This window comes from Ensifer sp. VA4, assembly GCF_055710065.1.
Genome location: NZ_JBVQPO010000001.1, coordinates 355383 through 367175 on the forward strand (window position 1 = coordinate 355383; position 11793 = coordinate 367175).

12 protein-coding genes are annotated in these 11793 nt (G+C 59.3%); 7 read left to right on the forward strand and 5 right to left on the reverse strand.

The features are described from left to right. Window positions 1-159: 159 nt before the first annotated feature. From AC0C6X_RS01700 to AC0C6X_RS01715, 4 genes are all read right to left on the reverse strand, one after another. Window positions 160-1257, reverse strand: coding sequence for a hypothetical protein (locus AC0C6X_RS01700; RefSeq protein WP_472951577.1), 1098 nt, complete (start codon window positions 1255-1257; stop codon window positions 160-162). A gap of 147 nt (window positions 1258-1404) precedes the next feature. Beyond that, on the reverse strand, window positions 1405-1815 hold the full coding sequence (locus tag AC0C6X_RS01705) for a ubiquitination-like system serine protease family protein (RefSeq protein ID WP_472951579.1): 411 nt from the start codon (window positions 1813-1815) through the stop codon (window positions 1405-1407). Beyond that, window positions 1812-2987: a ThiF family adenylyltransferase gene (locus tag AC0C6X_RS01710; protein WP_472951582.1), complete on the reverse strand. Its 1176-nt coding sequence runs from the start codon at window positions 2985-2987 to the stop codon at window positions 1812-1814. The genes AC0C6X_RS01705 and AC0C6X_RS01710 overlap by 4 nt, the downstream gene beginning before the upstream one ends. After that, a complete protein-coding gene (locus AC0C6X_RS01715; RefSeq protein WP_472951584.1) occupies window positions 2962-3237 on the reverse strand; it encodes a multiubiquitin domain-containing protein in 276 nt (91 codons plus the stop codon). Before AC0C6X_RS01715 ends, AC0C6X_RS01710 begins: the two co-directional genes overlap by 26 nt. 125 nt (window positions 3238-3362) lie before the next feature. Between AC0C6X_RS01715 and AC0C6X_RS01720 the strand changes: the two genes are divergently transcribed. From AC0C6X_RS01720 to AC0C6X_RS01740, 5 genes are all read left to right on the forward strand, one after another. After that, window positions 3363-3707, forward strand: coding sequence for a helix-turn-helix domain-containing protein (locus tag AC0C6X_RS01720; RefSeq protein WP_472951586.1), 345 nt, complete (start codon window positions 3363-3365; stop codon window positions 3705-3707). Window position 3708: 1 nt separating this feature from the next. Continuing rightward, window positions 3709-4269, forward strand: coding sequence for an ImmA/IrrE family metallo-endopeptidase (locus AC0C6X_RS01725; protein ID WP_472951587.1), 561 nt, complete (start codon window positions 3709-3711; stop codon window positions 4267-4269). A gap of 630 nt (window positions 4270-4899) precedes the next feature. Continuing rightward, window positions 4900-6186, forward strand: a complete 1287-nt coding sequence (locus AC0C6X_RS01730; protein ID WP_472951588.1) for a hypothetical protein — start codon at window positions 4900-4902, stop codon at window positions 6184-6186. A 476-nt stretch (window positions 6187-6662) separates the two neighbouring features. Beyond that, window positions 6663-7451: a hypothetical protein gene (locus tag AC0C6X_RS01735; RefSeq protein WP_472951590.1), complete on the forward strand. Its 789-nt coding sequence runs from the start codon at window positions 6663-6665 to the stop codon at window positions 7449-7451. Further along, window positions 7448-8518 (forward strand): hypothetical protein, encoded by a 1071-nt coding sequence (locus AC0C6X_RS01740; protein ID WP_472951592.1) that lies wholly within the window; start codon window positions 7448-7450, stop codon window positions 8516-8518. Before AC0C6X_RS01735 ends, AC0C6X_RS01740 begins: the two co-directional genes overlap by 4 nt. Window positions 8519-8542: 24 nt before the next feature. Here AC0C6X_RS01740 and AC0C6X_RS01745 read toward each other — a convergent pair whose 3' ends face one another. Continuing rightward, entirely contained in the window at window positions 8543-9133 is a 591-nt protein-coding gene (locus AC0C6X_RS01745; protein WP_472951594.1) for a hypothetical protein, read from the reverse strand. A gap of 228 nt (window positions 9134-9361) precedes the next feature. Here AC0C6X_RS01745 and AC0C6X_RS01750 point away from each other — a divergent pair, with 228 nt between their 5' ends. Together AC0C6X_RS01750 and AC0C6X_RS01755 are read left to right on the forward strand one after the other, a co-directional pair. Further along, on the forward strand, window positions 9362-9871 hold the full coding sequence (locus tag AC0C6X_RS01750) for a nucleoside kinase (RefSeq protein ID WP_472951596.1): 510 nt from the start codon (window positions 9362-9364) through the stop codon (window positions 9869-9871). A gap of 481 nt (window positions 9872-10352) precedes the next feature. Further along, window positions 10353-11513 carry a hypothetical protein gene (locus tag AC0C6X_RS01755; protein WP_472951599.1) on the forward strand — a complete coding sequence of 387 codons (1161 nt, stop codon included), beginning with the start codon at window positions 10353-10355 and terminating at the stop codon, window positions 11511-11513. Window positions 11514-11793 lie beyond the last annotated feature (280 nt).

Sequence of the window (11793 nt, forward strand, 5' to 3'; positions counted from 1 at the left end):
CCGACGGTTCCAAAAAGCGTGGCTGCTTCTCGGCGGGCTGATCCCTTCCACCATCACAGTCAAATCCGATTGTCCCCGCCCCCTGCGAAGCAGAGAGCTTTGCCACGGGGCGTGGTTCGGTCAGCTATTAGGATGTAGCTAGCAACAAGCGGACGACCTTCATCTGCTTGAAAAGATGCGCGGCTCGGGCTGGCGGGCGGAGACCTGATCACTGTTCTGGTTCTGCAGCCAGAAGTCGAACAGATCGAGGCCAGCGTCGAGCTTCTCGACATGGACGACTTGCTTGGTCTCCTCCTCGTCATAGGGTGCAGCCAGCCCCTCAACGCTCGCGGCATCGCCCACCACAACATAGTCGAAGCGCTTTTGCATCCTTTCCTCGACCGTCGCGACGCCACTGACGTATGTAAGTGCGGTTTCGGGCTGCACCCCTACGCGGTAGATCTCAGGGCCGATAACCTCGTAGTAGGCCTGGTCGCCCATCGGGCGATGTATCAACATATGCGGCGGCGCCAGAAGACTGCTTGAGATCTTCACCTGCAGCCTCGCGGTTCGCCCGGTTGTACTTTCACGGTAGACCTTCAGTTTGACGGTCTCCTCACGCGTACGCCTGGAGGTCGTCTGGAATCCGATTATCCCGTCAGAGGACATCGCGATCCGGCGGAGGTCTTCCTCAGCTTCTATCGCTGGAAGGCTTGTAAGATAGACATATGCGACATTGGCGAGCTCCCTGGTGCCCTGCAGGTTCCACCGGGACGAACGCAGCTTACGGCTACCGACTATCGCGGCAAACGCCTTGGGGTTTGTGATGTGGAATATCCGAAGATCGAAGTCATCGTCCGCGCGAGGCCAACATCGCCCCGACGCAAAGCGTGTCAGCCGCTTCGGTCCCTCGACTACACACCGGTAGAGCTGTGCGCCATCTTCATAGCGCCTGACGAGACCATCGGACCGGATCTCGACAAGCAGCCGCGTCAGATCGGTCGCACGTGGATTACCGACATCGACAGAAAAGCGCGCGATGTGAATATCGGAGCCTATGTTGAACCCGAGGATAGGCGGCCCGAAGAAGCTAGGCTGGTAGAAGTGCCAGCCGGACCGCTCGACGAACATCAGCTCCGGCAGCAGCATGCTCCCGAAAGCGGCATGCCCGAGCCTCAGCTTAACAAGACCGGGAAAGCGAACTTGTGTGTCATCGCCAAGTGCTGGCGAATACCGGGCAGGTCGTCCGGCAAGTCTTGGGTCGAAAGGTACACTCATTCTCTTGCGTTTCATTCCTTCTTAAACGGCAGCTCTTGCTGCCTGCGCATATCACTTCCGCCCGTTGCTGCCTAATGATGCTCGACCTATGCAGCACGGTAGCGCCCAAAACGACCATCGGCCGGCGCCGCAGCGGTACCCGTTTCATCAACCAAACCAACCGCGAATCTTTGTCGCAATCGCCTTGGCGAACCGAGCGAATAGTCCCTGTGATCGGGATACCATTGTCTCGACGTCCCGCCGATCGCGCGCTTTCACCGCCGCGATCCGCTCCGCCGACATGGCGCCAGCCCATTGCACGCGGTTGCCGCTGATCCAGTAGTGCGACTGGCAGGGAAAGCTCCAGTTGCCAACTGACGGGTTGAGGGACACGGTGCCGTTGACTTCGGTGAGCCCCCATTTCGCCGGGTTAAGGGGAGTGACCACCTCCATCCCGCAGCCGCAGCAGCACAAGTGCGACGCCGTAGAATACCGTCTCGAGACATATAAGACGCCCGGTTCGAGCTTCTCTGGGATGAACTCAATAAACTCAGGCCTTATCTGTCTGATCCAGGTCATTTGTTTCCTTCAGAAATGATAGCGCCGGCAGCGATGCTGAAGCCGGTATAATATTGCTCGCGCGTATCCTGGTAGAAGCCGAACAGCTTTTTCCACTGGATGACCGCGATCGCCGCGTTGAGCGCATTCAGCTCCGCGATCTGGATGTTGCTGGCATACTCGTTCGCCCCGCCATCCCCGTCAGCATAGGAGATATGCGGCGCCGCCTGCTCGCGCGTCTTTGCCGTGCTGGTCGTCGCGCGGACGATCCCGCCGAGCCGTCCTTCGACAAGCACGACGCCCATGCCCACCTCGACGAATGGCGTACCGTTGGCTACGAGCCGCTCGACAATCTTCTCCTTCACCGGACCGCGATCGGCGCAGACGAAGACGAAGTCGAGCCCGTCCAGCAGGGCGACGTTCTCCTCAGTCATGTAGGCGTCATGGACGACGATGCCGTTCCGCATCTTCTTATAGATGCTCTTGAAGTGGGCCACCTTCTTGGGCTTGGCCGCGAGCTCTTCATGCCCCGGCGCGCCCGGCGAGCGGAACGCATTGTGCTGCGAGAAGACGTCGCCGTCGAAGAGATGGATTTCCGCGACGGGAGCCTTGGCGACGAGGTCCAGGACATAGCTGCCGGTCCCGCCAAGGCCGATGATGCCGATCTTCTGGCCCTTGACCTTGTCATTGATCGCGCCGATGCCGGCCCGGCTCGTCGCCGTGTCGACATACTTGAAGACCTCGCCTTCCCCGTCCGCGAGGATCGCGGGGAAGGTCTGCGCCGTCGCGTGTGGGTCGATCTTCGTCGCCTCGCCAGTGATGCGCCCGAGATAGGTCGTGACCTTGTGGTGATAGTCGCGGTACTGCGCCTTGGCCGAGAACATGAAGTCGGCCTGCACGCCGTTGCCGAAGTTCTGGGCCGGCGAGCCGTTCTCAATGCTCCTGATCTTCCGGCCGTCGCTGTGGCATGGATGCTCGCCTGTCCAGAACGCCCGGTGATCGCCAGGCCTGGAGGTGACGTCATCGGTCATTTCCAGCGTTGAGATCAGGATGCCGTCATAGCGGACGGCAGCCTGGGAGGTGACATAGGGTACGTTATGAACGAGAAGGTATCCGCCCCGGATTTCGAGGTCGTAGCCTTCGTTCTGAAGGCGGAGCAGATCCGCGCTACGAGCGATTGGTCGGCGTGACATCGAATTCCATACCTTCCTTCGCTTTGACGGACTGACCTTCAACGAGCGAGCCGGCCGGCTTGTTACCGTGGCCGCGCGTGTACTGGATGGTGAACTGCACGCCGTCTCCTGTGGGCGGGTTCTCGAACGCGAGCGCGATGACCTCCGCAAAGGTCAGGTCGTCGTTCTTGGGAACCGTCTTTTGGCGGCCGTTGACGATGATTGTCACGGTCTTCGGTTCGGGGGCGGGATGTTCTTCAGGCTTGGCCATCATTGATCCTTTCTGGCGGGGGGCGCCGGCTAATAGCCTGATTGCGAAATCGCAACTGATTTGATACTATCAAGAGAAGCGAATTGCAAGTTCGCAATTAATTGCGACATCTCAACGGAGAGGACATGACCGACAGGTTCGACAACGAGGCCTTCTTCGCGGCCCTCAATGCCGCGCGACTCAGCCGCCAGAAAACGTGGAAGGAAGTAGCAGCGGAAGCCGGGATCAATGCGTCCACCCTGACCCGCATGGGTCAGGGTGCCAAACCGGACGTGAACGGGCTTGCGGCGCTTCTGGCGTGGTCGCACCTCAAGGCCGAGATGTTTATCAAGGGTGCGGATGCAGCCGAATCGGAGCCAATTGCCAGAATCACCGCACTTTTACGCGCCGACCCAAAACTGACTTCAGATAAAGCCAAGCTGATGGAAGATATCGTCGTCAGCACCTACAACAGATTGAAGGATAGCTGAATTGGGTTTCAGGCGGGGGTTCAAGGCGGAAGCAAACCGCATCGCGCTGCGGGTTCGTCAGCAGATGGACCTGGCACCGCACGCGCCGATCGATCCGGCCGTGGTGTGCGCGCATTTCGAGATAGAGCTGCTTGAACTGAGCGAAGTGGAACCGGACAGCCCTTTTCTCGGTGAGCATCAGGATGCCTTCTCGGCGGTGACAGTGCCGCGGGGCCTCACCACCGCGATCGTGCACAACGACCGCCATCACCCGTACCGGCAACGCAGCAATATCTGCCATGAGCTCGCGCATTGCTTTCTGGGCCACGAATACGCACCGCCGCTCCTTGAAAACGGCGACCGCTCGCGCGACAGCGGCATTGAGGCGGAGGCGAACTTTCTTGCGGGCGTGCTGCTGATCTCCAACGAAGCTGCCAACAGGATCATGAGCGACGGGCTGTACCATCAGGCTCAGGGTATCTACGGCGTCAGCAAGCCCATGCTGGATTTCCGTCTGCGCGTCAGTGGCGCGCAGACTATCCACCAGCGGAGAATGGGCATCGTCCGGTACTCATCAAAATGATTCCTGATCACTTGCGCGATGATGCCACCTGCGGCGGCGAACCAGCAATTGCCTCTGTCTTAGCTGCGCTTTTTTTTGCAAGGCCGCCTTGAAGGACCTCGGCACCACAGGGTGTGGGTCCGTTCTCTACCATTTCTCAGACCTTCGTCCGAGACGGAATGCGCGGCGGTATTGGACCGGAACGCGATGTAGTGAGCCGCGGCTTTGGAGGCGCAGCAGTTATCCGCGCTGCCTCAAACAGGCCGTGACCAACGACAGTATTGGGGCCGAAACCGGACTGTCAGCTTTGGGCATGCCGCTGTTAACAACGGTCATTGCGCCGCCGGTGTGCCGTCGGCCGTAGCCACGCTCTCTGCCGGGGTTGAGACGAGCCCCTCCATGGTTGTCTGACTGGCCCGATCAGCAGGAACACCTGCCCGGAGTATCTCCGAGAGGAGTAGTTCACGCCCTTGCCGATCATGAAATTCAGGAAAGACCAAGTTCGCACATTTTTTTGGCAGCAATCGCCGGTAGTGGCTTGGAGATAGCGCCGATTTGTAAGACATAGATTTAAGGGGAGAATGCACGGGGGATTTAATGAACGGAGTTATCGCATCGTCAGGTTTGAGCGCGTCGACCAAGATTGTCAGCTTGACCAAGCATACGAAGCATCCGCACATTCCGAGTCCCGTTGCGCCGAAGTTTACCGCGCCTGCGGCATGCATCCACCTGTCATTTCAGCCCTTGGCCCTGGCGGCTGCAGTTGCTCGCACCGCGACCACATGGGACGACGCCCCAAAGGAACTCCTGGACGGCTTGCAACAAAGCGCTTTGGTCGAACTGGAGACGCTTCTCCGAGATGGAAGCGCGTTTGCCCTGAAGCCCTACTTCAAGTTTCTCGCCGACACGGCAGGATCGCAGTTCGCAGCGAAGGTCGGCGCCGGCATAACGCATCTTTATATGGAGGCCCTCGGATATGAGTGGCGGGCCAACGCCGTGTGCCTCTCGTCGTCGCTCGATCCCCATGCAGATTTTATCTATGACGGAGGGAACGCCGCAGGTCATGGCGTAGTCTTGGCCGAGGCACACGGTTCATTCGCCAAGGATGTGACTGCTGGGAAGATTACCAGCGCGGCAAGGCGGAAGTATAAAAAGCAGGTCAAGCCATACATTACGGCGACGTCCACGTTCGGTGAGATCATCCACGGCTATTCCATTGCCTTCGGCTCCAAGCCTACAGTGGCGGGCAACTTTCTCAGCGTGTCGGAAACGCGGATCTCGAAACCCAGGAAGAAGTCCGGCGCTACGCCTCCGGAACCAATAGAAGGCGAACGGCCTGAAGGGACGCCCACGCCAATCGTCCTCGCGACGCACCGATCCAACTTCATGTTGATGGGCGTGCCGGAAGTCGTGGACTGGATCGACTGGCTCCGCACGACTGATGCGGTCGCGCCCGAGCGGGAACCGGTTCCGCTCCTGCGTCTCCTGTATGCCGGCCGCACTTATCTGACGTCGGTGCCTTGGGTGCGGCGCTCCGGTGTGCCGCCCTGGTGGATCGAGGAGTTCTTCGATCATCCCTATTGGTGGCGAATGGCTCGACACCCGCATGTGCGAGCTTTGCAACGGCAGGCCGCCGGGCTTGCATGGTTCGCGATTGAGGAGAAGGGCGGCACCGAATTCTTGAACGGATTAAGCGCTATGATCCGCAGCGGTCGCCGGCAGATGCCTTCATCATTCGTGTTGCCGACCTTCGATCCTGCCGCATTCGGATTCTTGGACGGCGACCGGGCCGCGCTAAGTGTTCGAGATGAAGGTGATCGATCCTACAACTACGCGCAGTTTCGCGACGGGTTGGCGTTGCTGGGCGACCCGTTTCGCGGACGTGCTCGCGATGTCGTGCTGTGGTCACCAGAAGGCGGGGTATTACTGGGGCAATGAGAGGCGACGGTATATTTTCGAGCCGCGATGCTGCTTGCGGCAGAGATGTATGGGGCACGGTGAAGGGCTCTGCCCTGCCGGTGACAGCCGCACTCGCCCCGCGGCGGGAAAGACAGGCCTAGCATGAAGACGCCGGTCGCGATTACCTTCGACACCAACACCTATAGCACCATCGCCGATCCGAAAATTAGCCGGCTCCTGGAAAAGTGGTGGCCGCTCGATCGAGACCGTTGGCTGTCGACCATCCTGCGAGCGGCTACGTGCGACGGCGCCTGCGCTCTGGTCCGACACCGCCGGCGACTATATCGACCTTCTGCCCGGGCCGCGGCTGCCAAGCGAGTCTCTCCGGATGAGGAGTAACGATCTCGTCCGCTATATCAGGGCAACAACGCGGTTCTGGGGCCGGGCGGACCCGTTGCCAATGGCGGTTACCGATCCGCCATACTGGCCGTCTTGAACGAGCGGAGGGCGAATGATTGGACGACGACTATATCGATGACGAGTACCATGACCTGCCGCGGTATCGCTCCGTCGCCGAAATTGGCCCGGGCGAACTTGTCGCGGCGCTGAAGAGCCTCGCCGGCTTTTCCGAGAACACGTTCCTAGTCATGCAGGCCCACCAGCTCGGCATGGTCGACAATCTGCTGAACGCGCTGGAAGACGAGATCATGCGTCATCAGGCCGATGACGATCCGCCGCGCAACAAGATGGCTTTGCTAGGCGCGCTCTCACCGATGTGGATTTACGCGGCCTACGAGCTTCAACGGACCTGGCGCCAGCGCTGCGAAGAGGTAATCAAGCTCGCCGACAATGGCGGGCTCGAGTTCAAGGCGGGTCATCTCGAACGCGATCTCGGCTACCGGCATTATGACCGCGAACTCAGGGCCGAGCAGCTCCGCGACGCGCAGCAGCGGCCGGAACTGGTCGCGCAGATGCGCGTCGATCTGCGGCGCACAGAAATGGGCTTCACTACGCTGGAGTTCATTCGGGTTGCGCTCGCCAAGCATGAGGTGAGCAAGAAGGGTAGCAAGAAGCCGCCGATCGCCTTTGCGCCCGGATTGGCGCGGCGGAACCGCTATTGCGGCTCGATGGAATACGAGATGAGCAACGGCGGCACGATCATCGGGACCGTCGCGCGCCGCGACATCGCGGAGTCTATCCGGTCGATCCCCGAAGCCGAGAATCCGAGCGACGACACGCTGGCCAGCTTCCGGGCCTACATGAATCCACCCGACGTCGATCTGTTTGCGAAGGATGGATCGTGAGCGACGAGGAGCAGCCCGAGCCGCCCAAGAGGCAAAAAGCATTTGATCTGCTGGCGTCGGTGGCGGTCTTTGCGCGCAGGAACGGTATTGCGCTCAACGATCCGACGCTGGTCGATCGTTTCATGGCGGATGTCGCGCCGCGTTTGCGGGAAGCATTGGCCGATCCGACGCTTGTCCACGGTTCGCGGATTGAGCGCCTGTTCGAGGCGACGGTGCTGAGTCTCGGACGCTTCAAGCTCCTCAAGACGGAGGATGTCGGCCGTGTCCATGCGGCGGAGACCTTACGCGCACCGGATTTCCGCATTGTCCTCAATGACGATGAGCAGTGGCTGGTCGAGGTCAAAAACGTCCGCAGCAGGAAGCCGTTCAAGCAGGAGCTGCGCATGTCGCAGAAGTACCTCTCGTCGCTGCAATCCTATGCAGATGCGGTCGGCACGCCGTTGAAGCTCGCAATCTACTGGTCGCTCTGGAGGCTCTGGTCGGTGATCTCGCCCGAGCGTTTCCGGACCCGCAACGGCGCGTTGCGCGTCTCGATGCAGGAGGCGATGCTCGCCAGTGAATTCGTCCGCCTGGGCGAGGTAATGATCATGAGCAAGCCACCGCTGCGACTCGTGGTCGGCGCTGCCACGGACATGCCGCGGTCTGTCAGCGACGAGGGCCTGGCCAACTTCATGATCGCATCGGCAAGAATCTACAGCCGCGACGTTGAGCTGACGGACCCGAAGGATCGAAAGCTCGCGCAAGTGTTTCTGTTCCACGGCGAATGGGCAGTCGAGGGACCATTTGCTCTCATGGACGGTGATCAGATCGCTGGCGTCGAATTCGTCGCAAAGCCTATCGAGCCGACGAACCAAGGCTGGGAGGGTATCGGTACGGCCAGCCGGATTTTCAGCAGTTTCTACGCGGACCAAACGGTCGATGGCGACCAGGTTATCCAGCTTGATGGCGAGCCGGCGCCAGACTGGTTTGCTCCGCTTGGAAGCTGGGACTTCAAGAACAGCAAGCTGCCGCTCCTTCTCGGTCACATTCAGCCCTCCGACGGTGTGAAGGGTTCCATTGATGATTGAGTTGCCTCAGTCTCAACAGAACAATCAGTCATCCCACTCGAAGCAAGCGCTGCCCGCAATAAAGATCCGAAGGATGCGATCGCTGGCTACGACAAGTTCATGATCGCGGAAATTCTCCGGCGATTTGGAGCCGTGGAAGAGATTGCATCGAATCGTATAAATGGTTCGAAGGAGCTGAGGCCAGGTTGGAGTGTCGCCGGCTGCCCAATCGAGTGGCTGAAGCTTGACACCCTGACGTAAGACTTCGGCCATAAGCTCTTCACGTGAAAATCGCCAAAATGCGTTGCGCCCCAATTTTCGGCGCACGTCGCGCACATTGAGAACCGGCCACATCGTCGCGAAACTCTCGACCTGCTCGCGAAAGTCGGGCGCACTCCCCATCAGCTCGTTATAGGCCTCCGTGAGGCGCGGATGGTTCGCCAGTGCTGTGATCATCTCCGCATCGGTCGCGGCATCTGTCACACATTCCATCCAGCCATTGAATCCCATCCATAGGTTCACGAAAGAGGAGAAGGCGGATCGTTGGACGTCGGAGGCATCAATGAGTTCGCGTGCAAGATCTGCGGTCTCCGGATCGAGCATCCTAAAGTGACTAAAGCAAACCATGTTGATCAACTTTCCATACGAGAATCTGGGCTGTGGCGTGTCGCGGTAACTATGTATGACGGGTTTCGGAGTTGGGGTCTAATACGCTGAATGACCGCCATGGGGGCGCGTATCCGCCAGACCTTCGCCCTCAATTCGAGAAAACGGATGCTGCCCTGATCAGGTGATAGGTCGTTAGTGGAGCGTCCCGAGACAGCGTCTCTTCTCACCGGATTGAATGCCATGATAAGAGCCCCCATGGGCATCAAGAACTATCTGATCGAAGGCGGTTCCGGCACGGGAAAAACATCTGTCGCTACCGAACTGGAGCGGCGGGGCGACCATGTCGTCCATGGTGACCGGGTCTTGGGCTATGTTGGCGACCCTGAGACAGGCCAGGAACTAGCAGGACCGCCCAAAGGCGCGGACGGCATAGTTTGGGGATACGCGCACTGGATCTGGCGGGTTGACAAGGTCCGGGCTATTGCTGCCTACACCACCTATCCTGTCACCTTCTTCTGTGGCGGCTCGCGCAATTTCCACAAATTCCTCGACCTATTCGACAGGGTTTTCGTGCTCGACATAGACGTTGAGACGTTGAACCGACGATTAGATGGGCGGCCGAATGAGCCGGGCTTTGAGCCGGCCGAGCGGGCGCTGGTACTCCGCTACCATCACACTCGGGAACATCTTCCTGCCGGCATCAATATCGACACGGCGAAAACCGTCCCAGGTGTCGTCGACGATATCCTCGCTAAACTCACCTGAAGCCGTGCAGCTATGTGATGGAAGGGAAAGCCCCAGATTATACGGGAAAGACTAGCCGCCTAGACGCCTCACTGGCGGCGGTATTTCCGCGTTCGTAGCCGACCGGCAGCTTCCGGAATGACGAACCTGGCGTCCAACGACCGTCTTGGGGGCGCATTGTAGATCGGCCGTTGCCGACCCCTAGCTGTTGCTCCATCCCCATCTTACCCCGCGGCAGCGTTCTTCCATGAGTGCTCAGATGTTGCACTTCCGAATGCGGGCCAGCAGCCGGCACGTTGCACCGGATCGCTATGAGCAAATAAAGATAGGCTTGACCGCAATCGTCATGCTTGGCATACAAAGCATGGCCCTACACGCGGGCCGGTGTGCCCGCCACGCAAAGCTACGTCAGCGTTTAAATTCTAAAAGTGTCACTCCATGCCGACGGGCATGGGTCTGGCCATTAGCGGGCACATGGTCGGATCATTCCAGGATATGGATAATGACCGAAACAAAAGAATTTCGCAGACTTAAGGCTCTGGCCAAAAGATACGCCCGCGCTAACAGGATCGCGCAACATCAGGCCCTTGACCTGATTGCGGGGGAACTGGGTTTCCCTCACTGGACCAAGCTCATCGCCGCCAGCAAGAAAGGTTGGCAGATCGCTACCGAACAAATGGCGGGCGTCGAAGGCTTCGTCAAGCGCCCCCTCCCGGCGGCAACCTTCCGGAACGGTGATCCAGAAACCATGAACCGGCGCTTCGCATACCTCGACCAGGCCGAACATGGCATGATTGGGGATCATGCATATCGGCTTCAGGAGGTTTTTCACGACGTTATCATAGCAGGTGAAGGATGGAGCATCAGGGTGCCAGAGAACCCTGGCTTGACCCCGATCGTCGAGACATTTACGGATCAGGAAGCGGAATGCCCTGTCCTTGATCCGGAATTCCTGCAAACAGCACTCAGGCTGGCCAGAGATCGGGCTCTTCAGGTTCGCGCGGAAATCTCTGCCGATTGGCCCCGACGGTCTACCAAACCTGACCTTAGTGGTGTGGTTCGACATCCGCTAAGCCGCGACGAGTCGGCCGTGTGGTTCTGTCTACATTGCGATGGAAAGATCACCGGCGCCCAGATCGCTCAGAACCTCTGGCATTGCCCGGGATGCGGGGCATCGCCTCTCGACATCTTTGACACGCCATTCTGGTCTGATGATGACGGCAAGTCTTTCCTCCCGGTGAAAACTGACGGTGCCCTGGATAGAGACGAGCCCGATTTCCGGATTGTCGATGGCAGGCCCAAGCTCGACCTGAATGAAGAGAAGATTACTCTGCTCATCCGCAGCGCTTTGCTTGATGACGCTACCAACATCAGCGAGAAGCTGGGCGCTCTTCAGGCTGAGATCAGTGTCGATGACGAGAATGGCGTCTGGATTGCTCTTGAGGAAGATTTGTGGCCGGAGGGCAAGGACCCCGTTCAGGCTTTGGCTGTAGCGGAGCTACTAGGTCTTGAGGTTGAACTTGTCTCGAGTTGGTCCACGATACCTTTCGCCTGGCCGGGCCTGGGCGAGATAGCCTCTAGCACGAGTGAGTATACGCAAATGATGCTGGACGCCTATGCTCAGTATGGCGGCTCACCGGATAGGAAACCGAAGGAATCGTAATCCGTCTGCGACCAACCCTCTTGCCCAGAGAGCCATGTTAATGGGTAGGCGCGTTGGTCGCGACCGCTCCTCGCCCCATCATCGACAACGAGGCGGCTTGAGCTGAAGGGCTGCTTTGGGACATCGTGGAACTGGATTCAACGACCGGAGTGGGGGCGTGGAGCTGCCGGGCGCGTTATGGCCGCCTGACCGCAAACCTGAGGTCCGAAAGCGGAAATTATTGCCGCTCGCCCGTCCTGTTGACTGATGCCCAAAGCCAGGGCACAAAGGTGGCATCCAC

Bases quoted from the DNA above. Each gene is read 5' to 3' on its own strand.
- AC0C6X_RS01700 (WP_472951577.1), bottom strand. From the start codon at position 1,257: ATGAGTGTACCTTTCGACCCAAGACTTGCCGGACGACCTGCCCGGTAT.
- AC0C6X_RS01705 (WP_472951579.1), bottom strand. From the start codon at position 1,815: ATGACCTGGATCAGACAGATAAGGCCTGAGTTTATTGAGTTCATCCCA.
- AC0C6X_RS01710 (WP_472951582.1), bottom strand. From the start codon at position 2,987: ATGTCACGCCGACCAATCGCTCGTAGCGCGGATCTGCTCCGCCTTCAG.
- AC0C6X_RS01715 (WP_472951584.1), bottom strand. From the start codon at position 3,237: ATGGCCAAGCCTGAAGAACATCCCGCCCCCGAACCGAAGACCGTGACA.
- AC0C6X_RS01720 (WP_472951586.1), top strand. From the start codon at position 3,363: ATGACCGACAGGTTCGACAACGAGGCCTTCTTCGCGGCCCTCAATGCC.
- AC0C6X_RS01750 (WP_472951596.1), top strand. From the start codon at position 9,362: ATGGGCATCAAGAACTATCTGATCGAAGGCGGTTCCGGCACGGGAAAA.
- AC0C6X_RS01755 (WP_472951599.1), top strand. From the start codon at position 10,353: ATGACCGAAACAAAAGAATTTCGCAGACTTAAGGCTCTGGCCAAAAGA.